Raw genomic sequence first — 25,973 nt, 5'->3', positions numbered from 1 at the left:
GCCTCTGGACAAGAAGTAGCCGACTACCTTGGATGAAGGAGGAAGAAATCTCTATTCTCAGCTTTGGCTAAGTTTAGGTAAGTATTTTGAAGCAGGTCATAGCTGTAGTGAACACAAGCCAGAACCGCCTAAACTTTGCAAGCAGATAACGCCGCAGCTAATTCCTTTGCAGTTTGATAGCGATCGCGTGGCAATGGTTCTGTAACGCGATCAATCACATCTCTTAATTGGGAACTAATAGTGGGAACTTTTGCCACATCAAACCTGAAGTTTCGCCCTCGTTGGCGATAATACTTGAAGGGGTTTTCGCCTGTGAGCAGAAAAATCAGCGTTGGCCCAATTGCATATAAATCAGATTGAGTCAAAGGTTGTCCCCGCTCTTGTTCAGGAGCGCAATAACCTTCTGCACCAATTCGAGTACCGGGCGCTGTGCCAATTTCCTTAACTGCCCCAAAATCCAGCACCACTATGCGATTTACTGAACCTCGCACCATTAAATTGGCGGGTTTAATATCGCGGTGAATCAGTGGAGGGCTTTGGCTATGAAGATAGTCTAAAATATCGCAGGTTTGGATCATCCAAGCGATCGCTTGATTTGGTGTCACTGGCCCAGTGGTAAAAATACGTTTCTCTAAATCTTGTCCGTGGATTAGTTCCATTGCCAAGTATTTTTTCCCGCCTTCTACAAAGAAGTCGTAATACTTGGGAATTCCAGGATGGTTAAGGGATTTGAGAGTGTACGCCTCTCGCTCAAATAACTCTTGAGCTTTGGCAATTCTTACCATATCAGCATTCATTTGCTTTAAAACCAGCAGTTGTGAGATACCCACAATCTGACCAGTCGCATCCCAAGCGAGATAAGTAGTACCCATACCTCCTTGTCCGAGAGTTTGCAACACCTGATAATGGCGAATCTTCTGTTGCACTGAGAGAGGTTGACCACAGTGGATGCAAAACAGATTGTTCGGAGAGTTGCCTTCGTGAGTGCAAGCGGAGGATAAATTTGCTCTATTTTGGGCTGAGTAGACTGTTTCGGCAGCGTTTTCTTCTGTTCCTGGTATTTGTTGCAAACCAGTTTCCAGTGCTGTTACATCCTGAATTTGGAATTGCAGTATTGGGCCTCCCTGTGCCAATTGCAAAAGAGAATTATCTGGTAAAGGACTCTGAATTACAAGGATACCGTTGAGAAAAGTCCCATTTGTACCCTGACTAATCAGCCGCCAAGTATCGCCATTGTTAGCGGAACCGACTTGTCTCAGTTCTAGATGATGCCGCGAAACTAAACTATCAGTTAAAACAACGTGATTATCTGCCCCTCGACCAATCCGAATTATGGAGGAGTTCTCAAAGCACCACTGCTGGAGGGGCGTTTTCTGTTGCGGTTCTAACAGGGTCAGACTAACCACAATACAACCTACAAGGTAAGAGGAACAGGGAGTGGGGAGTGGGGAGTGGGGAGTAGGGAGTAGGGAGTAGGAAAATTATTTCTTAATCCTCATGCCCCATTCCCCATGCCCTATTCCCCATACGCCATTTTTTTCAACTTTCCAAATTTGGGCGGACTTTTGCCCGAATTAGTATACCAGTAATGTTGTCATGACCATTGTGTTGGTTCGCCAAATCAATTAAATCCGTAACACCCCGTTCTAAGTTAGCGCCAGAACTAAGTAAGGGTTCCAAGTGAGTTTGCCAATGGGTTTCGAGTAAATCATTATCTGATAGACCGTCCGATGCCAACAGCAGAAGGGTATCTTCATTGATGTCGAAAAAGCCGACATCGGGATCAATGGAGTTTTCATCACGAGGCCCCAAGGCTTGGGTGAGTTGGTAGGCATCTGGGCGGGCGTAAGCTATGCTTGCTTCCACTCCGCGGTTAATTTCCCGTTGCCCAACTTCGTGATCTACTGTGACTTGTTCTAATCCCTGCTTGCGCGTCACCCGATAGAGACGGCTATCTCCCACATGAGCAACTGCTGCTTGAGTATCTTGAATTAACAGCATTACCAAAGTTGTACCCATACGCCCCACTCCAGAACGAGCATCTTGTTGATTCAGCTTGTAAATCGCCTCATTAGCTAAATACACTCCTTCACGAATGCTCTCTTCTGTTGGCAATTGGTTGGCAATCCAGTGTTCTTGAAAGTATTGCCGTAGGGTGTTGACTGCTAACTCACTGGCGATTTCGCCGCCAGCGTGTCCACCCATCCCATCACAGAGAATATACAAACCATACCCTTCCAAGACTCGACTTTTGGGCAACTCCAGTTTATGGATTTTGGTTTCAATGCCAAAGTAGTCTTCGTTATGATGACGTTGACGACCTACATCTGTGCGTCCTGCATCTTCCAAGCTACTTAACTGCATAGCTAGTACAACAGTTGGCATATCATTAGCAAAGCTGATGATATCTTCTGGCTCATCTGATGGCGGGATAATGGGCACAGCAGTATTTATCTCCTTGATTGGGGGCAAAGTTGCGGTTACTAGCGCTTCTAGTTCAATAGAGATTTCCTCCAAACGCGATCGCAATTGGGCGATCGTCTCAATCTTACCTACCTCTAAATCCCCCAACATCTGGACTACAGAGCCAAATTGAGTGCGTTGAGACTGTCTAAATAGCCCTTGCCAAACCCGCCCCAAAGCTTGAATAGTTAACGGCTCCTCTGGAATAGCAGATATTTGGGCTTGGGCATCTTCTGGCGACTCAGTGGCAGGCTGACAATTCGATGATTCCACATACAACCTTTGTAACGCCAGCGTTTGGTCTTCATCCAATCGCAAATTCGACAAATCTAAAAGGCTTTGACGACAATTTATTGGTTCCAGTAATGCCCAAAGTTGGGTCATTTCATAACACCAGTGTAAAATTTTTAACGAACTAGTTGTTTCTTCTTGCCACAGTTCGAGTAAATGCTGCCAATTTGAACGGTCTTCGATTATTACTACCTGCATATCACCCTGCTGCCATGCATCGTGAATCGGCGGTATCTCTCGTTGACCTTCGGATTGTAAGGCAATATAAAGTTTAGCAATGCGAGGAATTCCACTTTCTTCCACTGATGGCGTTAGCAAATCTGATTCCTGACTTGCTAGTATTGCGTCAATGGGTGATATTTGATACGGCTGGCAGTCTAAAACTCTCACACCTACATCAGTAACGATTGCAGTTTCTGTTTGGGCAGGTAGCGGATCTAACAATTGATAGCGCTCTTCGGAGTCTAAATAGGAGCCTAATGCAATCTGAGAACTAAGGGGTAAAGGAGATAAGGAAGATATTGCTCCCTCATCTCCCTCATCTCCGATATCCCCCTCTACTCCCACATCTCCCAAAGTTTCCCCAGTCGTATCCTTGGCAATAATTGCCCAAAACACTGTTCCACATTCCATGCCACAGTTATGACAACTTAGTGCATTCACAGGCACATCATCGGTACTGCATTCAGGACAGACTTTGTGAGTCAGGGACGTGCCACATTTTTGACAGAATTTGTTGCTATTGGGGTTTTCAAATTTACACTGAGGGCAAATCAGCATAGTGGAAGTTCCTTTATTCCCGTTCCAAGGTGCTTCTAGCCACTAAGATCCAAGGTGCCACAATTGGCTGCCCCTGACTACAGTAGACCTACAAGAGATTGTAGTTTATCAATGAATTTTGGTGGCAGTATTAATTGTGACGCATATTAGATCAATATTTAATATATTGGCAACTAATTCCTTATAAATAGATACGTAGGGTGTGTTAGCGACAGCGTAACGCACTAAATCCTTACGAATGGTGCGTTACGGATTTCATCCTAACGCACCCTACAGTACCTAATTTTGTTCAAAAATCAAATAGGAATCCTATATTGGCAGCTAATTCCTTATAAATAGGGAGTAGGGAGTAGTAGGGTAAGAAAAATTATTGATTTTGCATTAGTCCGCGTAGGCGGACGAGAGTTTGTATAGCCGCGATTTCTAATCGCCAGGGCTAGGTGCAAGATATGAGAAGAGGCTTTGTCAACGCGTCTACGTTAAAAAATTGACTTTAACAAAGAGTTTTAGCATTAACCCAAGCGTATTGTGCCATAGTGTACAAACTAATTTTTAGGTTTATGCCTCAAGGGATTGAATGACACTCAATAGCTGCTCAGGCGTAAGTAAGTCGGTGCTAATATTTCCAGCTATGTTAAGGAATTTTCATGTAGGGTGTGTTGTCGCCAAGCGCCGCACCGTCAACAATCTCAGGTGCGTTGCTATAAGGCATAACACACCCTACAGCTAATTTATATTTCTTCATATACATTGAATTTTTCTCACCGACTTACTTGTATGGCTTAATTATGTAGGCATCAGCACCTTGCTTTTTTGCCCACAAGCGATGGTTTGTCTGATTTTTACGACATCAGTAACAATCGCATTTGGCTTTTTTTCTAAGATTATTTATAGCGACTAATTAATTTCAATAGGACTTACGCAAAACTACACGCGCTCAGGGGTAATTCATGAATTGCCCCTACCTAAAAATCAGGGTTTTAGCTATTGTTTGCGTAAGTTCTGTTCAATTAACTCAGACAATCTTCTATAACTAGAATAGTAGCGATCCAAGTAATACTTAACCTCAAACCTCCAAAATAATATGTTGGTTAAGTGGAGTTGTTTTTTATATAAATCAATTAAACAATATGTTGAAAAATAACTTTTAGTAAATCTCCTTGTGTAAAAGGCTTAGTTAAATAGCCTGATGCTCTAACCATCTTAGCTTTAGCCCTATCTATAAATCCTACTTTTTCTGACACCATAATCACAGGTGTATTTTTAAAATATGAGTGTTTACGTAGCAAAGAGCAGAGTTCATATCCATCTAAATTAGGCATCGAAATATCCAACAAAATTATGTCAGGTTTTATGCGAACAATCTGCATTAAGGCTTTTAAAGAATCAGTGACTCCAATAACAGAAAATGTTTGCTCATCTAAATAACTTTTAATAGCATTCAATATCGTAGGATTGTCATCAATACAAAAGATTGTGTAGATTTTTTTGTCAGCAGGCGGTTGAATGATTCGCTGACCCCTATGATCATTAGTATTGATAGGGTAGGCTGCTGGTTTATAGCCATTTGTACTAGGCAGCTTTGGTGTAGTTTTGGCTTTAGGTTGTAGTTCATTTATTTGGAACAATTGCGAGGGATGCGATTGAGAACTTGGCGATGTCTGACGATAAGCCGCTTCTCTACGAGAGGCTTCTCTTTCAGAGACGCTAACGCCAACGCCTCGAGGCATTTGACATCTTTCAACTAGTAAGCGGACATTTAGATGACAAAACTTTGGCATATCATCCAGAAAGCTTTCAGGAATAAATTCATAACTCCCCTCTTCTAAGTTCAGAAATGACTCCAGAACTTCTAACGCCAATTGCTCTATCAATATCGCCGCTTGAGAAGGACTGATATATTTCTGATTGACTAACCAACAAATAGCCAGATAATCTGGGTTCGGTATTGCCTGATTTTCAATACCAGTTTCAAATATTGCCCGCAACTGTTCTTTGATTCCGTTAGGGAGAGTAGAAATTTGCTGACTCAAGCGTTGCAAATTTCTGTAAAGCGGCTCAAACATTTTCTCTGAGTAGCAGGCATAAATTAGTTTACCTTCGTCCATATATATTGACCAAGAGCCGGACGTGCTAAACACCTGCAAACAACCAGTAACAGACTTACCAGTGATTTTTTTCAACAAAGATAGGGGCTGGAGCTTTTGAAAAAATCTGTATCTACTAATTGGAAGTGTCTTCATTGCGATCGCTATGGAATAAAATTAATATTTGTTTGCAGGCAAAATTAGTGAATTACCTTTTCGGAATTCACCGCGACTTTGTTGGAAGCACTGTTAGATAAATATAGCGGTCACATTTGAGTTAGTACAGAGATTCCACACCCCCCAACTCTTAATTCACCAATCTCTGTTAAACTACAATCCACGAGTTACAACTAAACCAATTCATGCTATTTCCCAATAGCAAAATTGCCCGACTAGTTGCCAGGATATAGTATTTCAAAAATTAGATTGGTTTTCTGTATCTTTCGCTAATCTAGCCAATCTAACAGTAACTCAAGTGCGACGCATAGACTATTGGCTCTCGCCCATCAGTCACAAAAGCATCATTGTTATACGTATTTTGCCGCCTAAAATTGCAGATACTTTAGTTCTCTTGCAAAACTTTTTTGCCGGTAATGTTGAAGTCTGGAGCCATCAAAATCTCCTGTAATGTAGACGTAAATGGCTCATAAGCAAGGCTTTTAGGCATTAATTCTGCGCTAACTAACTATGTTTTTGTAGCCGTGACGAAAGTCGTCGGGTACTTTTCTAAGAAGTTTATTCTTGAAGGAAACTTCATCAAGAGAAAAAGTATGATTAAAAACTAAGCATTCAAAAAGCTTAATGTCTTACTTAGGTTTGTGATTGTAGAGCCAATATGGTTCGGTTAAGGTTAAGTAAGATCCCCCCCACCTGTGGTGACACACTTTTTAAGCGGGTAAAAGAGGGTTATAAGCAAGCCTTTTTAAGGGGAGCCAGCAGGTATTCTGCCTTCGTCTGGTAGAGAGCCTCTGGGGGTTTCCCCCGTGAGTGACTGGCCTGGGTTGGGGGAATCTTCAAAAGATTAAAACGTTAAATGAACCGTATTGAATCTAGAGCAACTCTTAGTGTTGGGATTGGGCAAAATTATCACTTTCACAATATGAGTTGAAGAAGAATTCAGGAGCGGAGGGAGACGTTTCCGTTGCTCCGGTCAGAATCCTCTCTACGAGACGCTACGCGTAGCTTGCTTCTCTGTAAGAGTACGCGGACTTGCAGTAGGGGATTCAGACCCGCGACTGAATTGTTGCACCACCAAATTGAAAATTTGATAGGGGTCTTAGGGACTGACAAGAAATAAATTATCCATCTTGTGGGGTGGGCAACATGAGCGCCCTAAATCTGGGACCTGACTTTTCACGGCATCTGGAAAACCTCACTTCTATTTCTCTCTTCCTTTAAGGAGGAGCCACTGCGTTGGGCGGCGAGCCACTCTTGTTGCACGTGGCGTCAGAGACTTTGAATTTTCCCCCTTCCCTCCTAGGGAAGGGGGTTAGGGGGTTAGGTTTTTCGTGGACTTTTCCACATAACGTGAAAAGTCAGACTGACTTCTGACTCCTAACTCCTGAATTCTGTTCGGTAAACCTCCGGCCAAGGATGAGTTAGCTGATAATTGTCGCCATGATGGTGTGTGGTGAGATGCACAGACGACCAGTTCAGCAGAAGGGAATCTCTTCATAAGTACTGGAAACGGTTTCTAATGTTATGTGGGGCTAACTAAATAGTCACCCTGCACAATTTGAGGCGACAAATTCAAGAACTTACAGCGAAATTGTTGATTAGTAGTACATACCTGCAAAATAGCTACTTTAAGCTAGATGGTAGATAACAAGTAAAGTACTCACTAAAATTCAGGTTACTATAATTTTCAAAAAAAGTTAGCAGAAATATATAAACTTCATGATAAATCAGTAAAGTAAACATGAAAACTAATCAATATCATCTTCCAGACAATTTTCATAAATATTTATTTGTTTGGATGTCCGGGAAGGCTAAAAATATACAGTAAAAGATAATAGCGCAGCGTCTTGTAGAGGGCATCATTACCAATGACTAATTATTTTAACCCATAAGATATATGTAGCAAAAAGACGCAAAGAATTTCTGTATCCGCTCAATACTTCGGGGTAGTGAGTTATCCTGGCATCGATGACCAAGCAAAGGGAATAAGCTTTTGCGTCATCTGTCCTATTTTATGACACTGTGTGTACCTCGCTTCACTTCTTTTCCTCTGCTACCCCTACTTATTGAGCCGATACATCTTAATGATGATCGCTTGTACCTTGCTCAGTTTCTAGTAGCCGTGAAATCAGCATATCTGGTTTTCTACTAATAATAGACCTAACTTTATCAATAGCAATTACTTCACTGATTTTCACAACCATTTCCCAGAAAGTATCCTCCTCTGTATCTTTATTGTAAGTCCTATGTTTAAAGCACAACACATCATCCCAAACTCCGATAATTGTGGCGAAATACCATTTATCTCTTATCAGTATCCAGATTTCTTGTTCTAAGTAAGTCTGTAGAAGAGGTTTCACAATCGCTAAGATAATGAGAAATATTGTGCTACATATTAAGTAAGTATTAACAGCTAAGACAACAGTTAAAATACTGAAAGTGCGTCAAAAAAATCAAAGGCTGTATCATCAAGATGACTGATTCGTTGATAAAGATTACCACGATCATTGTCGGACTCTGAATAATAGTTGAAAGCTCTGGCAAAAATAAGGCATAATTTCACCTCTAACTCAGTCTAGCTTTGTATCTACCGTGAAGCAGTCGGACTTTTATGCAATCCCCTATCTAAATATGTAAAATGGTCAGCGTATCAAGCTTTGCTCCAGGCGATCGCACATGGCCATTACAAAACGGCGGCTACCGACATTTTTACAGTTTGGCAACAGTCTCAATCTTTCCCAAAAACTCATGCTCATCGGGTTGGCCATTACCCTATTTTTCATCTTCCTGGCATTCTTCGCTCCCGTATTCCAGGCTTGGGGATGGCTGCAAAACCCCAAAGATTTTCTCTCTAATCCAATTCACGAGCCACCCTCAGCTAAACATTGGTTTGGTACTAGTCGTCTGGGTTATGATGTGTTTTCCCGGACATTGTTCGGCGCTCAAGCTGCTTTGCAGGTAGTGATTTTAGCAACGGCGCTGAGTATGATTATCGGTGTGCCTTTGGGGATGCTGAGTGGTTATCTCGGCGGTAAGTTAGATAAAGTGTTGCTGTTTATTATGGATAGCATCTACACTCTACCAGGGCTACTGCTGTCTGTGACACTGGCCTTTGTGGTGGGGCGTGGAATATTAAATGCAGCGATCGCTATTAGCATTGCCTACATCCCCCAATATTACCGCGTTGTTCGCAACCACACCGTCAGCGTGAAAACGGAAGTGTTCATCGAAGCTGCTCAAGCAATGGGCGCTTCTACTTGGGTTGTGCTTTCTCGTTATCTGTTTTTCAACGTCATTCAAAGCGTACCCGTTCTATTCACACTCAACGCTGCTGATGCGATTTTGGTGTTAGGCGGTTTGGGCTTTTTGGGGCTAGGACTTCCCGAAGAAGTGGCAGAATGGGGACATGATTTAAAACAAGCCTTAGAAGCTCTGCCTACTGGCATTTGGTGGACTACGCTTTTCCCTGGTTTAACGATGACATTTATGGTAGTAGGGTTATCACTACTTGGTGAGGGGTTAAATGAATTTGTCAATCCCCGTTTACGGAGAGAAAATAGAATCCAAAAGTAGTCATTAGTCATTGGTCATTGGTCATTAGTTTTAGACAAAGGACAAATGGCAAAGGACAAATAAACAATGGTCATTGGTCATTAGTTTTAGACAAATGACAAAGGACAAATAAACAATAGAGAGATTTGTATGAAAGATAATCTAACGTTAATTGCTGCCGCTACTGGCGGGTTTATCCTTTCCGTTGCTCTTGCTGGTATTTTACGAGGTGCGCCAATTACAGCTTGGCAGGAGCGATCGAGTTTTCGTACCACGACTGTTGCTGATTTACGACTCACACCCAATAAGACGGAAAACTCAGCATTTTTTCGTGCAAAATCCTAAAACCCTGACGAATTGTTGATTTTAAACTCGATGATCAAGAATGGGTGATAACTGTTCACCAATTACCAATGCCCCATACTTCTCTTCTTAGGCTGCGCCAACGACTGCGCTCAGTACAAGTGCCCAATGACAAATGACAAATGACAAATGACAAAATTCAAGTAATTGGCATTGATGTGGGGGGAACAGCGATTAAGCTGGGGCGCTTTGCAGCTGATGGTACTTGTCTCTTATCTTTGACTGTGGCTTCTCCCCAACCGACGACACCAGAGGATGTGCTGACGGTGATAGTAGATGCGATCGCGCAAATTGATCCAGATAATCAAGCTGTTGCGATTGGTGTTGGGACTCCTGGCCCATCTGATGCAGCAGGACGCATTGCCAAAATCGCCATTAACTTACCTGGATGGCTCGATGTACCTTTAGCAGACTGGTTAGAAGCTAAAACTGGTAAACCCACTGCGATCGCTAATGATGCTAATTGCGCTCTTTTGGGAGAAGCTTGGCTGGGAGCCGGTCGCCATTTTCAAAATCTGATTCTGCTAACTTTAGGTACTGGGGTTGGTGGCGCAATTATGCTTGATGGCAAACTATTTGTTGGACATCAAGGAGCCGCCGGAGAATTGGGTTTAATTTCATTAAATCCTGATGGGCCAATTTGTAATAGTGGCAATCACGGCTCTTTGGAACAATATGCCTGTGCGACTGCAATTCGCCGCCGCACTCTCAAGGAACCCGCCGAATTGGGTTTTCTTGCCCAACAAGGAGATGCCGCAGCATTGACTTTTTGGCAAGAATATGGTAGTTATTTAGGAATTGGCTTGACGAGTTTGATTTATGTACTCACACCGCAAGCGATCGTCATTGGTGGCGGTATCAGTGGCAGCTTTGAGTTTTTCTTACCAGGTGTGAAGGCAGAAATTCAGAAGCGAGTGCAGCCTTTATCACGAGCGGGTTTACAAATATTGCCAGCCGAGTTAGGCAATTTTGCAGGGATAGTAGGTGCAGCAAAGTTGGCATTGCAACACTATTCGGGATTTTAGATTATGGTTCAAACCATCCCAGCTAGAGATATCAGTCTTTACGAATTAGAAGAAAAATTTAGTTTGCAACTTTCCCCAGACATTAATTTCTTTCCAGAATGGACTGAAAATTTACCAACTCTGACTGATGATGAACAGGAAGCGATGTCTACGACGGGCTACGCCTACGCGCGAGTCAAAAGCAACTATTTAAACTTGAATAAGCACCGTCTAATGTCAGAAGAGGCGGTAAAGATGGTAGTGCTATCTCCTTTACTCGATTTAGCTGGGTTTTATCAACCTCCTTTTGAGATTGAAACCGAGACTTCTGTGGAGATTTCTGCTAAAGACGAAAGCTTTCTCGTTAAAGGAAATATTGATGTTTTTGTCATCCAAAAAAGTTTTTGGGTACTTGTCATCGAATCTAAAAGTAGTAAATTTGATGTGATGACAGCCCTACCTCAATCACTTGCTTATATGCTTGATTGTCCAAATCCTACACAACCGACTTTTGGTTTACTAATCAACGGAAGGGAATTTGTTTTTGTCAAATTGATTCAACAAGAACATTCTTGGTATGCCGGATCTTATGCGCTATCAATTGAACGTGATTCAGAACTACATCAAGTACTCAGTATTTTGAAGCGCCTTGGAGAATTAATTGTGCCTTTATCCCCTGAATAACCAAATTGTTGACAATGCAGTAAGTAGGTATAGCGGTTCTCGTTCACGTGAGGTACACCCGTAGGGGCAATTCATGAATTGCCCCTACACTTTGCGATATAATTTTGTACTGCATCTGAGTGGAAACCGCTATAAGTGGGAATATTTATAACTATGTTGAGAAATTTTAATTGTAGGGTGCGTTAGCTGAAAGCGTAACGCACCTGAAATTATGGATAGTGCGTTACGCTGTGCTAACACACCCGACGTTAATTTATATTTGTTTACATATATTATATTGAAATTTTCTTGCCAACTTGCTTAGGCAAAGTCATGCCATCAGGCTTATCACCTACCTATACTTGCAACTCAAATCCAGGTAATATATCTTCTCCAGAAAGAATCGCCGGCATTTGCATAACTTCTACAGCTTTCAAAAGTCGGTAAATTTGCACTTGGTTATCTTGAGGATTAATTAGCCAACCTAAACGCAAACCATTTTCGATGTATTCCTGCATTTTCGCTTGGATAGGTGCAAGGCGATCTGTCTCGGAACGAAGTTCAATTGCAAAATCGGGTACAAGTGGCGGAAATTTTTTTCGCTGTTCTAGTGTTAAAGCTTCCCACCGTTCCAACTTTACCCAAGCCGCATCAGGGGAACGTTTTGCACCATTTGGAAGTATAAATATAGTTGAAGAACTAAAAACTTTGCCTAATTTAGCTTGACGATTCCAGATTTCTAAATCAGTGATTAGTCCAGCTTCTTGATTTCCACTTTCTCCTCCTACTGGTGGCATAATTATTAACTCTCCTGTGGCATTCATTTCCAGGCTTAAATCGCTATTGGCAACGCATAATTGATAAAATTGCTCATCGGTTAAATGAGCAATGGGTTCTAGATTAAGCACAACAGTATTCATGGAATCTTTCCTCGTGCCTCACGTTAACAATTAATACTAAGATAAAGAATATCCTGTTGCTTTCTTAACGTATTTCACAACTTTTTCATAAGATTCAGGATTACTCACAGGGTTGATGATGATGGGGATAGTGCCATCTGGCAACCAAAAAGTTATCCTACCATTCGGTTCATGACAAAAGGAACTGATGCAGTTGAGATTAATTACATATTCATTTTTTTCGTAAATTATTCTCACCCAGTGGGCGTGATCTAATTCTAATCCTGTCACACATTCTAAATAATCGAAAATCTTTTGATAATCTTCCAAGTTACTTTGCGGGTTAATCACTATGGGAATAGCGCTATCGGGTAGCCAAAAAGTAACCCTGCCATTGAGTTCATAACAAAAAGCATGGACACGCTCAAAATTCACTACATATTCTTTCCTCTCGTAAAGGATTTTCACCCAGTACGCCACAACATCTCCTCAAGTCCGAAATTTACGAATGATGCACCCTGGATGTTCAAATCTACTGAAACCTTAAGTTAATGTTGCAATTAATTTTGTTAGCGAGTCTTCTCCCTACAGCCCTTCTCCTAAAGGAAATACCACGCGAACGGGCATCCTACGGCAGGCGTTAGCCTCTCCCTTTGGGAGAAAGAGAGACGCTAAGAGCGTTAGCGAGTCATCGAGCGTCACGAGCGTCATTTGGAATTATTAAGACACCTCCAATGGTGTTGGTGTACCAGATGTGGAAAGAGAAAGAGCGATCGCTGTTTGAATGAATCCTTTAAATAAGGGATGAGGGGTACTGGGGCGCGATTGAAATTCTGGATGAAATTGACAAGCAAGAAAGAATGGGTGCTTGGGTAATTCCACAATTTCAACTAAGCGTCCATCAGGAGAAGTACCACTGATCACATAGCCGGACTTTAACAACAGATCGCGGTAATCATTGTTGAACTCATATCGATGTCGATGTCGTTCATAAATCACATCTTCTTGATAAAGCTTAAAAGCTAAAGTATCAGGGAGAACACGACAAGGGTATAGTCCTAAGCGCATTGTACCCCCTAAATCCACTACTTCCTGCTGTCCTGGCAATAAATTAATTACCGGATCGGTTGTATAGGGGTCAAATTCAGCACTGTTGGCACCTGTTAATCCCCCTACGTGCCGCGCCCACTCAATTACAGAACATTGCATACCCAGGCATAAACCCAAAAAGGGGATTTGGCGATCGCGCGCGTATCGAATGGCGGCAATTTTGCCATCCACCCCCCGAACCCCGAAACCTCCTGGCACAACTATGCCATCGACACCCTCAAGATAATTTTCGGCTGCTTCACCTTCCAAATCTTCTGAGTTGATCCAACGCAGACGCAGTTTGCCGTAGGTGGAGATTGCCGCATGGTTCAGCGCTTCCACTACCGATAGGTAGGCATCACTTAACTGTACATATTTCCCAACGATGGCAATTTCTACCTCGTGCTTGGGACTATGTAACCGTTGTACCAGGGTTTTCCACTGCGTCAAATCTGGTTTACGTTGTTCCATTTGCAGCAAGTTCAGCACTTGTTCTGCCATTCCTTCCCGTTCCAGATTTAGCGGTACTTCATAGATACTTTTGGCATCTTGGGAAGTGATGACGCATTCTTCGGGCACATCGCAAAATCCCGACAATTTTTGCTTTAATCCATTTGGTAAGGGGCGATCGCTGCGACAAACTAAAATATCTGGTTGAATGCCAATGGATCTCAGTTCTTTAACTGAATGTTGTGTCGGCTTAGTTTTCATCTCACCCGCAGAAGCAATCCACGGTACCAGCGTTACGTGCATATACAGCACATTCTGCCGTCCCACCTCTTTACGAAACTGGCGAATTGCTTCCAAAAACGGTAGTGATTCAATATCTCCCACCGTGCCGCCGATTTCTGTAATTACTACAGAGGGGTTTGTACTTTTAGCAACTCGCAGAATCCGGTCTTTAATTTCATTGGTAATATGAGGAATTACCTGTACAGTACCGCCATTGTAGTCTCCGCGCCGCTCTTTATTGATGACTGCCTGGTAAATTGAGCCAGTAGTAACACAGTTCAAGCGCGACATCGAGGTATCGGTAAAGCGTTCGTAATGCCCCAAGTCCAAATCTGTCTCCGCCCCATCCTGGGTAACGAATACTTCCCCATGCTGAAAGGGACTCATGGTGCCAGGATCGATATTAATATAAGGATCGAGTTTGAGAATCGACACCGAATATTCTCGCGACTTGAGCAAACGCCCTAGACTTGCTGCTACAATGCCTTTACCAATACTGGAAACTACGCCTCCAGTAACAAAGATAAACTTAGTCATAGTAGTTTGAATTTCTAACAACTTCTAAAAATACATCCCGTCATTGTGCCACAGTTATTGTGGTGTAATCTTCTGTGATTTGCTGTGAAAAACCTTCTAGGACTAGTAATATTAGGCTTTATTCTCTCCTCCTCAATAGCATTGGCACAGCCATCTCTTATAGTTATTTTTCCCCAGACAAACTACCAGACAAGTGCCCAAAAAATCTTCTTTCTGGGCACTGCACCACCAGATGGTCAGGTTTTGATCAATAGTAAGCCAATTACCCGCAGCAAAGCTGGTCATTTTTCCCCTAGTTTCCCCTTGCAGTTGGGGGAGAATCTTTTTACTGTGCGTTACCACAATCAAGAACTCAAGATTGAAGTGACAAGGCTTACCACTAGCCCTGAGCTACCACAGGGGGTAGCCTTTGCTAAAGATTCCCTGACTCCCGCAGTTGACATTGCCAGACTACCGGGAGAACTCATTTGTTTTAGTGCGTTAGCACCCCCCAATGCCAATGTCTCTGTTAACCTAGCTAATCAAACTGTTGTGCTTTCACCCCAACCCGAACAGGCAGAATTACCAAATAATTTTGCAGCTTTGACAGGGCAAAATCAGCCTCATGCCCAGTCTAGCGTAGGCAATTACAAAGGTTGCACCACCGGGGCAACAGCTGCCGATCTGGGACAACCCCAGTTTCAACTGACGCTCAATGGCAAGACAATCACTCAACCAGGATCTGGTAAAGTTCAAATCCTCTCCAGAGCAGAGTTACCAGTTGTTGAGGTGTTGGTAGACGCAGGTGTAGCCCGCACTGGCCCTAGTACCGATTATTCTCGACTCACACCATTGCCCAAAGGTACACGCACAACAGTTACAGGTAGGGAAGGTGAATGGTTGCGCCTAGACTATGGCGCTTGGATTAATAGTAAAGAAACCCGCATTCTACCTGGTGCCGTTCCGCCACAGACAATAATTCGCAGTGTCGGATACCGTCAACTCCCTAGTGCCACAGAGATAGTTTTCCCTTTAGAAGTTTCCGTATCTGTGAGCGTGCAACAAAGTGAGCAAGCGATCGCTCTTACTCTCTACAACACCACTGCCCAAACAGACATTATTCGCCTGGATGATGACCCCCTAATTGATCGCCTAGACTGGCAACAGGAAGCTCCAGGACAAGTAAAATACACCTTTAAACTCAAAAAAGCTCAACAGTGGGGATATAAGCTGAGATACGACGGTACAACCCTGGTTTTAGCTTTGCGTCATCCGCCTAAAATTGGGAACACAAGACGCAAACCTTTAGCTAATTTCAAAATTGTACTAGATCCAGGGCATGGCGGTAAAGAAACTGGTGCCAGTGGCCCAACTGGATATTTAGAAAAAGATGTGAATTTGGTGGTATCTAAGTTGCTGCGCGACGATTTGATGAAGCGAGGAGCAACGGTGGTGATGACGCGGGAGGACGATCGCGAACTTTCTCTAGCAGAACGTCAAGCAATTATTAGTCGAGAAGAACCTGCGATCGCACTTTCCATACACCACAACTCCCTACCCGATGATGGCGATGCCGAAAAAACCAAGGGATTCGGCGCATTTTGGTATCAACCCCAAGCTCATAACCTTGCCATGTTTTTACACAACTATGTAGTCAAAAAACTCGGTAGACCTTCTTATGGTGTATTTTGGGATAACCTGGCGCTGACACGCCCAACAGCTGCGCCATCGGTGTTACTGGAATTGGGTTTTATGAGCAATCCCGATGAATTTGAGCAGATGGTGAACCCACGAGAACAGAAGAAGATAGCCGATGCGATCGCTCAAGGGATTACTGAGTGGCTGGGGAGCGTTAAATAAATTTGGAGTTTTAAATCATATCATGTCCGCTTGAATACTTACTAAACCCGAAGAACCCCACCCCGCCAAAGCTGTGCTTTGTCTCCCCTAAGAGCCGGCGGGGAGGGGTGCAATCAATACAGTTCAGTTAAGCATTTCCTCCTTCTCTCTGCGTTCTCTGTGCCTCTGCGGTACCCTGCGGGAAGCCGTTCGCGTAGCGTCTCGTAGAGAAGCGTCTACGTTAAAAAAATTAACCTTCCCAAAAAGTTTGAGCCTTAACCCAAGCGTATTGGGGGTGCAATGACTGTGGGAATCATAACTAATTATCCCGACTTGATATCATTGGTAAATAAGCAGAACCCCAACTTCTTAGAGAAGTTGGGGTTCTGAGTCTGGTGATTTGAACGAAATCAAATTTGAATTTCTCAAAGGGGTTTATCGTTTTGCCAATTCTGGAGTCCGCCCTTTCAAGCCAATCATCAATTTCAGCATGAATACCTTTAATATAGGTACTCGCTGCAAAAACCATAAACCCAGGCGACGAATCACTACCACAGGGAAGAAATTATTAGAAAACATCCGATCTAACAAATCGGTGAAACCTAAAATCGTCAGGTTTTCTAGCTTGCGCCAGCGTTCATAACCTTTGAGAATCTCAATATCACCAATATCTTTACCCGTTTTATGGGCTGCTTGAATTACTTGCGCCAAAGCTGCTGCATCCCGAATACCGAGATTTAAACCTTGTCCGCCGACGGGATGGCAATTGTGCGCCGCATCACCTATTAATGCTAGTCGCGGGAGAACGTAGCGATCGCTTTGCATGAGTTGTACCTGAAAAACAAAGCGATCGCCTAGTAATTCCAATTTCCCCATCTGATCGCCATAGCGGCGGCTTAGTTCTGCCAAAAATTGCTGATCGTTTAAAGCACACAAAGCTTTTGCTTCTTCGTGGGGCGCTGTCCAGACAATGCGGCAACGGTTCCCCGGTAGAGGTAAAATCGCAAAGGGTCCACTAGACCAAAATCTTTCGTAAGCGGTGTTATTGTGAGGTTTTTCTGGTTTGACAAATGCCACGATGCAAGACTGCCAATATTTCCAGCCAGAAGTTTTGATTCCAGCCGCTTGACGAATTGGCGATCGCGATCCATCTGCTGCTACAACTAATTTGCTACGAACTGTCCTTAGCTGATCGGCAACTTTTATCTCTATGGCAACTATATTCTGCTGGTATTGCGTATTTACCACTTCCGCCGGACACAGATAAGTCACATTTGGGCAATCTTGGACAAAATCTTGCAACGGCTGCAACAGCGCTTGGTGTTCCGCCACATAACCCAACTCTGCTGTATTTATATCGTCTGTGGTAAATTCCACCACATTGGGATAATCGGCATCCGAAAGACGAACTCGGCAATACTTGGCGATTTGAGGCAACATTTTGTCCCAAACGCCAATGCCTTCATAAATTAGTGACGAAAGTTTGTGAACTGCATAGGCTTGTCCCTTAGCTACCGCCGCCGATGCTACTTTCGCCTCAATTAGCAAGACACTCAAGCCAGAATCTTTTAAAGCAGAGGCTAGAGTTAACCCAATAATCCCACCACCGACAATTACCAAATCATATTCATATCCCCGCTCATTTGGCGGTGTTGATTGAGGGGAAAGAATTTGTTCAAGCTGCGTTGGGGTCATTGTTAAGTTAGGTTACAGCGTCTTAACTCTTATTTTGACGCGATCGCGCCTCCTTGAGCAACCTTAAAAGCTAAACAACAGGTAAAGGGGACTGGGGATTAGTTTTGTAGGGTGTGTTATGCCGTAGGCTAACGCACCATCCCACTTGTTTGTACACCGTAGCCTTTTTAACCAGGGAATTTCTAGCTTACTTTTCACGTTATGTGGAAAAGCTAACGATTGACCTAACCCCCTTAAGAGCTAGCCTTGGGGAAAAATTCCAAGTCTCTCTCCTAAAAGGAAGAGAGATTTAGAGAGAGGTTTTCCAGATCCCGTGAAAAGTCAGAATTTCTAGAGCCAGCTTTTTAAGAGGGATGGGGGAAGTGCATAAACCCTAAATTATTTGCTAACTCGATAAATTGGTCTAACCTGACGATAAGTATTAAGTAAGCTCAGAAATTTATTCCCATCAAAATTTATCGGGTCAACTTTTTTACCAGAACGGTCTACTAAATGGTGCGTAGTAATGCGATGGTCTGGAACTTGACTTTGAGCAATTAACCAAGCGAGAGAATGATATTGAGCTTCCGTGTAGCCGCTATGGGTTTGTTCGCTGCTACTGTCATAACTATCTGGCGGTGTTTCCAAAGAAACGTGATAAGCAAAATTATTCACCGACGCCGGCAAATGCGGATTAGTCTGCACAGTTTCCACTCCCTCGGAACCATCAAACACCGAGTTAGCTGCACCAAAAGCCCGTTTTTCTGGCGGTACTAGATAAACCACTACCCCGTCTAGCTTGATTAAAGCGTGATAACTTGCCTGCACACCTTCATCGTTATGGGCTTCTTGAAAAAAATTAACGGCACTGGAAGCAGAATAACCAGTTTCATGGAGGACGATAATTGGTTGATTGTTGACAGGAATGCCGTTAACATCTTGGGTGTACCGTTCACCATAGTTACTGGGGTCAACTGAAGCAACTTGATAACTAGGTCTGTAGTGTGTAAAAGCTTGAGTGGTTACATACCTTGCTACAGACTTGTTAATCTTGACTGGGGACTTGATAACATTTTGAAATTTATTCTCTGGCTCTTTCGCTGATTGGAATTGCACCTGTGGATATTGACTGAAGGCCATAACCCGTGGATTGGATATCTGGGATGTTGTCGGATTATGTTGTAATTTTGTTGCTCGTCCAATTAGCAGCACTACAACTAAAGCCATGAACATTAGCGAGATTAGTAGCACCCTAGTCGCCCAGTCTTTAAACCTCATTTTTCTAATACCCGTAAAACGGTAGATATTAATTTATAGCTAAACTGGCGTGTCCCTTGTAGAGGCGCACTTCTGTAAACCCCTACCGTAAATGGTATCCAAACAGTATCGCTATAATACCTTAATTCTAGTCAAATATACCTTTATAATTTCTGCAATAGTGCTGTTACGAACCATTTAATAAGGATGTTTTACCTACACCCCCTTCACCAACTACTAGCAGCTTAGAAAGATATTATTGTTTAGTTTCTAACCTGGCTCGAAGATAGTTCAAAATGGCCTGCGTTCCCAGCTCAAAAATTGCGAGCTTAATTGTGGATTGTGAGAGAGGTCTAGGTCAAACAAGTAGGGGAGTTCGCTGATTTCTAGCGGCAGACTGGACAGTTGATTGTGAGAGAGGTCTAGCTCAGTCAAATAGGAGAGTTGGCTGATTTCTGGCGGCAGACTACACAGTTGATTGTTATCGAGCCATAGATAAGTCAAGTTCGAGAGTTGGCAGATTTCTGGTGGCAGGCTGCACAGTTGATTTTCAGAGAGGTATAGCTCAGTCAAATTGGAGAGATGGCTGATTTCTGGCGGCAGGCTGCACAGTTGATTGTCACAGAGGTATAGCCTTGTCAAATTGGAGAGATGGCTGATTTCTGGTGGCAGGCTGCACAGTTGATTGTCACAGAGGTATAGCTCAGTCAAATTGGAGAGTTGGCAGATTTCTGGCGGCAGGCTGCTGAGTCTCTTGTTATGGAGGGATAGCACCGTTGCTTTTTCGCTGGCAGCTCGTTCAATAATTTGCAACAGTTCTTCGTTTGTCATCAGCAAACCTCACCAACTTTGTAGCGATATTTACCAGCTTAGTGCATCGCAGGTTATGGGGAGTGAGGCTAGATTAATGTGTTCTATCTGCGTAGAAAGGGCTGTAATATTTAAATTTGCAGGGTGCTTAGGACGCAATACTTGCCGTAGGCGATCGCCTGGCAATAACACTCACTCGTTAACGGAGCTAAAAGACTCATTCACGGAGTTCAAAGACTCATTCACGAGTATAAAAGGTGCGTTACGCTTTCGCGCTAACACATCCTACTGGCGTGTCAAGCTTAAAATAGTGCATTAAACGCAGGTTGGGTGGAGCGGAGCGCAACCCAACATATATCAGGACGTTGGCTTTGGCAAAGCCTCCACCCAACCTACAATTTTTTTGCAACATTTTAGCCTTGCCACGCCACTACGACTACGATCGCTTTATAATTGCGATCGCACTACCAAAGCTACAGGCGATCATCCCTTCTTAGATGAGGTCTAGTAAACACTCTTCCCTAAGTATTGAAAAATTATAGTTTACTACTCTAAATGCTTAACAGGCATTGATACCAAGTTTCCCAAGCAATGAGCAACTTCTTTCCGATGACAGCGATTCGGGTTCATTTCAGCACACAACAGTAAAACATTACCCGTTTGAGCAATTTGTGCAATTTCATGTAGAGCTATATCTGCTTCTTCTTGATTTACTGGAATCCAATTTTCTTTACCAGATGTGTTACCTAAAGCGGTTTTAGAAATATATTCAATATTATTTAATTCACAGAATATTTTAATTTTATCGCCGTACCATTTACGACTCCAAGCACGAGGAACCATTCTGACATCAACAACACATTCAACATCAAACTTTTGCAGGTATTCCAAGAAGGCATCGTAGTCTTTGCGATTGCCATATCCAAAAGTAAGTATACATCTTGTTTTAGCAATATCTTTAACTCTCATTTTTAATTCCTGGAACAATCAAGTTTCAATATTATATTTTTATTAATGGTGGGTAAAATATCCCAATAATCATAAAGCTATTTTTGTGACTTTTTAGGTTCCCCATGATAAAGTATAAATCTTTTTTGGTTAAAAACTCGTCCTCTAGTTTCTGGCGTACTTTTTCTAAAGCCTCCTTTTCTTTATTCTCCATACTTGTTTCATTTGATCTATCTCTACAATTTCTATAAAGTTGTTGAATTTCCCAATCGCTTATTGTACAACGATGCTTATCTCCATCTTGAGAAATAAACTCGTAACCAAAATTGTAAGGGATTTTATCTAACTGTACTGAAGGCTCAAACAAGTCTAGTTGATCCAAGATTCCTTGTTGTTTTGGGTTCCATTCTCGTTCTGTCTCGTTGCAGAAGTATTTTTTTATAGTTTGTGGTTTGATAATACCGAGAGACTTACCTTGTTCTTTAATCTCCCGAATAGATTTGAATTCTAGCGGCAGAACCAAGGCTTTTCGCTCTTCCCAGTTTTTGCGAGTATCAATTTTTCGTATTACTTCTATTGAAGAATCATCTATACGAAAACTTTCTCCTCTATAATCTTTGTCATTTCTTTCTATTTAGGACTTACGCAAAACTACACGCTGTAGGGGCAATTCATGAATTGCCCCTACCTAAAAATCGGGGTTTTAGCTCTTGTTTGCGTAAGTCCTACTATTTTAGCACTTATAATTGACCATCTTGGATAACGTTTATCAAAATCTAATTGACGAAACCGAATTGGATAAATGCGAATCCACTGAACTGGTTTTTCATCATCGTCTAACAAAACTCCTGCTGTACAGACTGTTTCTTGATATTTGGTGCTAATTGAAGGGTATGTTTTAGTTGCAATTAAAATTTTCCTTCTTTCCATACAACAACCTCTATATGAATTAGCTAACTAAGTGATATTATAGACACATTATTACTTTCAGTATGGTATCAAAATTTTCCATTATATACTGCCGAAACTCTCAAAATTTGGGAAAATAATAAAGTAAGTCGAATATTATACGACTGACCCAAATTCTTCTAGGAAAATATGACTCATCCTTTCCTTGAACGCCTGCGTAGTCCAGATAGCCCAGTCCTTGTTTTCGACGGGGCGATGGGAACCAATTTACAAACCCAAAACCTGACTGCTGAAGACTTCGGCGGCGCACAGTATGAAGGTTGTAACGAATACTTAGTCCACACGAAACCCGAAGCTGTCGCTAAGGTTCACCGAGACTTTCTCGCTGCTGGTGCTGATGTCATTGAAACCGATACCTTTGGCAGTACGTCTCTGGTGCTGGCAGAATATGACTTGGCAGACCAAGCTTACTACCTCAGCAGGACAGCCGCAGAATTGGCGAAGCGTGTAGCTGCGGAATTTTCCACGCCAGAAAAACCCCGGTTTGTGGCAGGTTCTATCGGCCCCACAACGAAACTTCCTACTTTGGGACATATTGACTTTGACACCATGAAAGCTACTTTTGCTGAACAAGCAGAGGCGCTATGGGATGGTGGTGTCGATTTATTTCTGGTGGAAACTTGCCAAGATGTGCTGCAAATTAAGGCGGCGCTGAATGGAATTGAAGAGGTGTTTGTTAAGAAGGGCGATCGCAGACCGTTGATGGTGTCTGTGACAATGGAAAGCATGGGGACAATGTTGGTTGGTTCCGAAATCAGCGCTGTGCTGACAATTTTGGCACCTTATCCAATTGACATTCTCGGTCTAAACTGCGCCACTGGCCCAGACTTGATGAAACCACATATCAAGTATCTGGCAGAACATTCACCTTTCATCGTTTCCTGTATTCCCAACGCGGGTTTACCTGAAAACGTCGGCGGTCAAGCGCACTACCGCCTGACACCGTTGGAATTACGGATGTCATTGATGCATTTTGTTGAAGATTTGGGTGTCCAAGTGATCGGGGGTTGCTGTGGGACGCGTCCAGAACACATTCAACAATTGGCAGAACTTGCTAAAGACCTGAAGCCAAAAGTTAGACAACCTAGCTTAGAAGCGGCAGCAGCATCAATTTACACCACTCAGCCTTACGACCAAGATAATTCCTTCTTGATTGTTGGCGAACGTCTGAACGCCAGTGGTTCCAAGAAGTGCCGCGATTTGCTAAATGCGGAAGATTGGGATGGACTCGTTTCAATGGCGAGAGAACAAGTCAAAGAAGGCGCACATATCCTCGATGTCAACGTGGATTATGTGGGACGTGATGGTGTGCGGGATATGCACGAATTAGTTTCGCGCATTGTAAATAATGTCACACTGCCGTTAATGCTTGACTCCACCGAATGGGAAAAAATGGAGGCAGGTTTAAAGGTTGCCGGTGGTAAGTGTTTGCTGAACTCCACCAACTACGAAGATGGGGAACCGCGCTTTTTAAAGGTGCTGGAGTTAGCGAAGAAATACGGTGCTGGTGTAATCATCGGTACTATCGATGAAGATGGGATGGCGCGGACAGCAGACAAAAAGTTTGCGATCGCCCAACGTGCATACCGTCAAGCTGTAGAATATGGCATACCACCCACAGAAATATTCTTTGATACCCTCGCGTTACCAATTTCCACCGGGATTGAAGAAGACCGAGAAAACGGTAAAGCTACCATTGAATCTATCCGGCGCATTCGTGAAGGATTGCCTGGATGTCATGTAATTTTGGGTGTTTCCAATATTTCCTTTGGTTTGAATCCAGCCTCGCGGATGGTGCTGAACTCGGTGTTTTTGCACGAAGCGACGACGGCGGGAATGGATGCAGCCATTGTCAGCGCTAACAAAATTTTACCCCTCTCTAAGATTGACGCCCGCCATCAAGAAATTTGTCGGCAGTTGATTTATGATGAGCGGAAGTTTGAGGGTAACGTCTGCGTTTACGATCCTTTGGGAGAGCTTACCACAGTATTTGCTGGGGTAACAACTAAGCGCGATCGCTCCTTAGATGAAAGTCTCCCCATCCCAGAACGTCTCAAACGCCATATCATCGACGGCGAACGCATTGGCTTAGAAGAACATCTGAAAAAAGCCTTAGAAGAACATCCCCCCTTGCAAATTATCAACACCTTCCTGCTAGATGGGATGAAAGTTGTCGGGGAATTGTTCGGTTCTGGACAAATGCAACTACCCTTCGTTTTGCAATCTGCGGAAACCATGAAAGCGGCGGTGGCATTTCTAGAACCGTTCATGGAAAAATCTGAATCAGGCAACAATGCCAAGGGAACCTTTATCATTGCCACAGTGAAAGGGGATGTCCACGATATTGGTAAAAACTTGGTGGATATTATCTTGTCCAACAATGGTTACAAGGTGATTAACCTGGGAATTAAACAGCCAGTAGAAAATATCATCAACGCTTACGAACAGTACAAACCTGATTGTATTGCCATGAGTGGTTTGCTGGTGAAATCCACCGCCTTCATGAAAGAGAATTTGGAGGTATTCAACGAAAAGGGAATTAGTGTCCCTGTGATATTAGGTGGTGCGGCGCTGACTCCCAAGTTTGTCTATGAAGATTGCCAAAAAGCCTATAAAGGTAAAGTTGTTTATGGCAAAGATGCCTTTTCTGACTTGCACTTCATGGATAAATTAATGCCAGCAAAAGCTGCTGATAACTGGCAAGATTTGCAAGGATTTTTAAATGAGGTCGAAACGGCTGAAGTTTCCACGAATGGTAACAAAGAATCAGTAACTACAACTGATGAGAAAACAACATCTGGTGAACCAAAAGAAGTAGATACCAGACGTTCTGATGCTGTGGCGATAGATATTGAACGTCCTACGCCGCCTTTTTGGGGAACGCAGTTATTGCAGCCTAGTGATATTCCCATCGAGGAAATATTCTGGCACTTGGATTTACAAGCTTTGATTGCTGGACAGTGGCAATTCCGCAAACCAAAGGAACAATCTAAGGAAGAATATCAGGCTTTCTTAGCTGAGAAAGTTCACCCAGTTTTAGAAACTTGGAAACAGCGAATTATTGAGGAGAAGCTGTTACATCCCCAAGTGATTTACGGGTATTTCCCCTGTCAAGCTGAGGGGAATTCTCTACATATATATAACTCAGAAAACCACTCACAACAGGTTGCAACTTTCGAGTTTCCTAGACAGAAGTCTTTAAGGCGGCTGTGCATAGCAGATTTCTTTGCACCAAAGGAGACGGGAATTATTGATGTGTTCCCAATGCAAGCGGTGACTGTGGGTGAAATTGCCACAGAGTTTGCCCAAAAGCTGTTTGCTGCGAATCAATACACTGATTATCTGTATTTCCACGGGATGGCAGTACAGGTTGCAGAGGCGATCGCTGAGTGGACACACGCCAGAATTCGCCGGGAGTTAGGCTTTGCTGCTGAGGAACCGGATAATATTCGGGATATATTGGCACAACGCTATCGTGGCTCACGGTATAGTTTTGGTTATCCGGCTTGTCCAAATATTCAGGATCAGTACAAGCAACTGGAGTTATTGCAGACTGACAGGATTAACTTGTATATGGATGAAAGTGAACAACTTTATCCAGAACAGTCTACCACTGCCATTATTACCTATCACCCGTTAGCGAAATACTTTAGCGCGTAAAATCAACCCAATGCCCTTGGTATAAGTGATATTTGGCCCTGGAAGATCCCCCTAAATCCCCCTTAAAAAGGGGGACTTTGAATGGCTTTTGCCCCCCTTTTTAAGGCAGGGCTGATTCATTCCATAAGAGCAAGAAGTTTGTCAATATCATGAGAGATAAATCTTTGGGCAGTTGTGATGGAAGCATAACCATTCCGCCG

The 25,973-nt window shown here is 43.0% G+C and carries 21 protein-coding genes; 7 read left to right on the top strand and 14 right to left on the bottom strand.

Features of this window, described 5'->3' with window-relative positions:
* Positions 1–128 precede the first annotated feature (128 nt).
* The 5 genes from V7K97_RS25210 to V7K97_RS25190 form a co-directional block, all read right to left on the bottom strand.
* A complete protein-coding gene (locus V7K97_RS25210; protein ID WP_334803719.1) occupies positions 129–1,406 on the bottom strand; it encodes a protein kinase domain-containing protein in 1,278 nt (425 codons plus the stop codon).
* Positions 1,407–1,539: 133 nt separating this feature from the next.
* Positions 1,540–3,534, bottom strand: coding sequence for a serine/threonine phosphatase (locus V7K97_RS25205; protein WP_334803718.1), 1,995 nt, complete (start codon positions 3,532–3,534; stop codon positions 1,540–1,542).
* A gap of 1,121 nt (positions 3,535–4,655) precedes the next feature.
* Positions 4,656–5,777, bottom strand: coding sequence for a response regulator (locus V7K97_RS25200; RefSeq protein WP_334803717.1), 1,122 nt, complete (start codon positions 5,775–5,777; stop codon positions 4,656–4,658).
* Between the two features lie 1,333 nt (positions 5,778–7,110).
* Entirely contained in the window at positions 7,111–7,296 is a 186-nt protein-coding gene (locus V7K97_RS25195) for a hypothetical protein (protein ID WP_334803716.1), read from the bottom strand.
* 583 nt (positions 7,297–7,879) lie between these two features.
* A complete protein-coding gene (locus V7K97_RS25190; RefSeq protein WP_334803715.1) occupies positions 7,880–8,158 on the bottom strand; it encodes a hypothetical protein in 279 nt (92 codons plus the stop codon).
* 316 nt (positions 8,159–8,474) lie between these two features.
* Here V7K97_RS25190 and V7K97_RS25185 point away from each other — a divergent pair, with 316 nt between their 5' ends.
* The 4 genes from V7K97_RS25185 to V7K97_RS25170 all read left to right on the top strand — a co-directional run bounded on the left by V7K97_RS25185 (position 8,475) and on the right by V7K97_RS25170 (position 11,401).
* A complete protein-coding gene (locus V7K97_RS25185; RefSeq protein WP_334803714.1) occupies positions 8,475–9,371 on the top strand; it encodes an ABC transporter permease in 897 nt (298 codons plus the stop codon).
* A gap of 129 nt (positions 9,372–9,500) precedes the next feature.
* On the top strand, positions 9,501–9,695 hold the full coding sequence (locus V7K97_RS25180; protein ID WP_334803713.1) for a hypothetical protein: 195 nt from the start codon (positions 9,501–9,503) through the stop codon (positions 9,693–9,695).
* 140 nt (positions 9,696–9,835) lie between these two features.
* Positions 9,836–10,738 (top strand): ROK family protein, encoded by a 903-nt coding sequence (locus V7K97_RS25175; RefSeq protein WP_334803712.1) that lies wholly within the window; start codon positions 9,836–9,838, stop codon positions 10,736–10,738.
* 3 nt (positions 10,739–10,741) lie between these two features.
* Complete coding sequence (locus tag V7K97_RS25170) at positions 10,742–11,401, top strand: type I restriction endonuclease subunit R (RefSeq protein WP_334803711.1); 660 nt, start codon at positions 10,742–10,744, stop codon at positions 11,399–11,401.
* A gap of 335 nt (positions 11,402–11,736) precedes the next feature.
* Here the strand turns inward: V7K97_RS25170 and V7K97_RS25165 are convergent, their stop codons facing one another.
* The 3 genes from V7K97_RS25165 to V7K97_RS25155 all read right to left on the bottom strand — a co-directional run bounded on the left by V7K97_RS25165 (position 11,737) and on the right by V7K97_RS25155 (position 14,637).
* The gene (locus tag V7K97_RS25165; protein ID WP_334803710.1) at positions 11,737–12,300 is read right to left on the bottom strand and encodes a Uma2 family endonuclease; all 564 of its coding nucleotides are present in this window, start codon (positions 12,298–12,300) and stop codon (positions 11,737–11,739) included.
* Positions 12,301–12,336: 36 nt separating this feature from the next.
* Positions 12,337–12,759 (bottom strand): hypothetical protein, encoded by a 423-nt coding sequence (locus tag V7K97_RS25160; protein ID WP_179067442.1) that lies wholly within the window; start codon positions 12,757–12,759, stop codon positions 12,337–12,339.
* Positions 12,760–12,999: 240 nt separating this feature from the next.
* Complete coding sequence (locus V7K97_RS25155; protein WP_334803709.1) at positions 13,000–14,637, bottom strand: CTP synthase; 1,638 nt, start codon at positions 14,635–14,637, stop codon at positions 13,000–13,002.
* An 84-nt stretch (positions 14,638–14,721) separates the two neighbouring features.
* Here V7K97_RS25155 and V7K97_RS25150 point away from each other — a divergent pair, with 84 nt between their 5' ends.
* Positions 14,722–16,476: an N-acetylmuramoyl-L-alanine amidase gene (locus V7K97_RS25150; protein ID WP_334803708.1), complete on the top strand. Its 1,755-nt coding sequence runs from the start codon at positions 14,722–14,724 to the stop codon at positions 16,474–16,476.
* A 414-nt stretch (positions 16,477–16,890) separates the two neighbouring features.
* Here the strand turns inward: V7K97_RS25150 and V7K97_RS25145 are convergent, their stop codons facing one another.
* The 3 genes from V7K97_RS25145 to V7K97_RS25135 all read right to left on the bottom strand — a co-directional run bounded on the left by V7K97_RS25145 (position 16,891) and on the right by V7K97_RS25135 (position 20,217).
* Entirely contained in the window at positions 16,891–18,150 is a 1,260-nt protein-coding gene (locus tag V7K97_RS25145) for an FAD-dependent hydroxylase (RefSeq protein ID WP_334803707.1), read from the bottom strand.
* A gap of 378 nt (positions 18,151–18,528) precedes the next feature.
* Positions 18,529–19,407, bottom strand: a complete 879-nt coding sequence (locus V7K97_RS25140) for an N-acetylmuramoyl-L-alanine amidase (RefSeq protein ID WP_334803706.1) — start codon at positions 19,405–19,407, stop codon at positions 18,529–18,531.
* Positions 19,408–19,677: 270 nt separating this feature from the next.
* Complete coding sequence (locus tag V7K97_RS25135; RefSeq protein ID WP_334803705.1) at positions 19,678–20,217, bottom strand: leucine-rich repeat domain-containing protein; 540 nt, start codon at positions 20,215–20,217, stop codon at positions 19,678–19,680.
* 350 nt (positions 20,218–20,567) lie between these two features.
* Between V7K97_RS25135 and V7K97_RS25130 the strand changes: the two genes are divergently transcribed.
* A complete protein-coding gene (locus V7K97_RS25130; RefSeq protein ID WP_334803704.1) occupies positions 20,568–20,693 on the top strand; it encodes a hypothetical protein in 126 nt (41 codons plus the stop codon).
* A 49-nt stretch (positions 20,694–20,742) separates the two neighbouring features.
* Here the strand turns inward: V7K97_RS25130 and V7K97_RS25125 are convergent, their stop codons facing one another.
* The 3 genes from V7K97_RS25125 to V7K97_RS25115 all read right to left on the bottom strand — a co-directional run bounded on the left by V7K97_RS25125 (position 20,743) and on the right by V7K97_RS25115 (position 22,074).
* Positions 20,743–21,165 (bottom strand): DUF488 domain-containing protein, encoded by a 423-nt coding sequence (locus V7K97_RS25125; protein ID WP_334803703.1) that lies wholly within the window; start codon positions 21,163–21,165, stop codon positions 20,743–20,745.
* A gap of 31 nt (positions 21,166–21,196) precedes the next feature.
* Positions 21,197–21,667: a hypothetical protein gene (locus V7K97_RS25120; RefSeq protein WP_334803702.1), complete on the bottom strand. Its 471-nt coding sequence runs from the start codon at positions 21,665–21,667 to the stop codon at positions 21,197–21,199.
* 161 nt (positions 21,668–21,828) lie between these two features.
* On the bottom strand, positions 21,829–22,074 hold the full coding sequence (locus tag V7K97_RS25115) for a hypothetical protein (protein ID WP_334803701.1): 246 nt from the start codon (positions 22,072–22,074) through the stop codon (positions 21,829–21,831).
* Positions 22,075–22,242: 168 nt separating this feature from the next.
* On the opposite strand from V7K97_RS25115, the gene metH reads away from it, so the two are divergent.
* Entirely contained in the window at positions 22,243–25,773 is a 3,531-nt protein-coding gene (gene metH, locus V7K97_RS25110) for a methionine synthase (RefSeq protein ID WP_334803700.1), read from the top strand.
* Positions 25,774–25,973 lie beyond the last annotated feature (200 nt).

The organism is Nostoc sp., assembly GCF_036917815.1.
In the GTDB taxonomy this organism is placed as follows: Bacteria; Cyanobacteriota; Cyanobacteriia; order Cyanobacteriales; family Nostocaceae; genus Nostoc.
The sequence above is the reverse complement of the archived record's forward strand: the minus strand, read 5'-3'. Positions and strand labels throughout refer to the sequence as shown.

Coding starts and splice junctions, on each gene's coding strand:
- V7K97_RS25205 (WP_334803718.1), bottom strand. CDS start 3,534: ATGCTGATTTGCCCTCAGTGTAAATTTGAAAACCCCAATAGCAACAAA.
- V7K97_RS25200 (WP_334803717.1), bottom strand. CDS start 5,777: ATGAAGACACTTCCAATTAGTAGATACAGATTTTTTCAAAAGCTCCAG.
- V7K97_RS25195 (WP_334803716.1), bottom strand. CDS start 7,296: ATGAAGAGATTCCCTTCTGCTGAACTGGTCGTCTGTGCATCTCACCAC.
- V7K97_RS25185 (WP_334803714.1), top strand. CDS start 8,475: ATGGCCATTACAAAACGGCGGCTACCGACATTTTTACAGTTTGGCAAC.
- V7K97_RS25180 (WP_334803713.1), top strand. CDS start 9,501: ATGAAAGATAATCTAACGTTAATTGCTGCCGCTACTGGCGGGTTTATC.
- V7K97_RS25175 (WP_334803712.1), top strand. CDS start 9,836: ATGACAAATGACAAAATTCAAGTAATTGGCATTGATGTGGGGGGAACA.
- V7K97_RS25170 (WP_334803711.1), top strand. CDS start 10,742: ATGGTTCAAACCATCCCAGCTAGAGATATCAGTCTTTACGAATTAGAA.
- V7K97_RS25165 (WP_334803710.1), bottom strand. CDS start 12,300: ATGAATACTGTTGTGCTTAATCTAGAACCCATTGCTCATTTAACCGAT.
- V7K97_RS25155 (WP_334803709.1), bottom strand. CDS start 14,637: ATGACTAAGTTTATCTTTGTTACTGGAGGCGTAGTTTCCAGTATTGGT.
- V7K97_RS25145 (WP_334803707.1), bottom strand. CDS start 18,150: ATGACCCCAACGCAGCTTGAACAAATTCTTTCCCCTCAATCAACACCG.
- V7K97_RS25140 (WP_334803706.1), bottom strand. CDS start 19,407: ATGAGGTTTAAAGACTGGGCGACTAGGGTGCTACTAATCTCGCTAATG.
- V7K97_RS25135 (WP_334803705.1), bottom strand. CDS start 20,217: ATGACAAACGAAGAACTGTTGCAAATTATTGAACGAGCTGCCAGCGAA.
- V7K97_RS25125 (WP_334803703.1), bottom strand. CDS start 21,165: ATGAGAGTTAAAGATATTGCTAAAACAAGATGTATACTTACTTTTGGA.
- V7K97_RS25115 (WP_334803701.1), bottom strand. CDS start 22,074: ATGGAAAGAAGGAAAATTTTAATTGCAACTAAAACATACCCTTCAATT.
- metH (WP_334803700.1), top strand. CDS start 22,243: ATGACTCATCCTTTCCTTGAACGCCTGCGTAGTCCAGATAGCCCAGTC.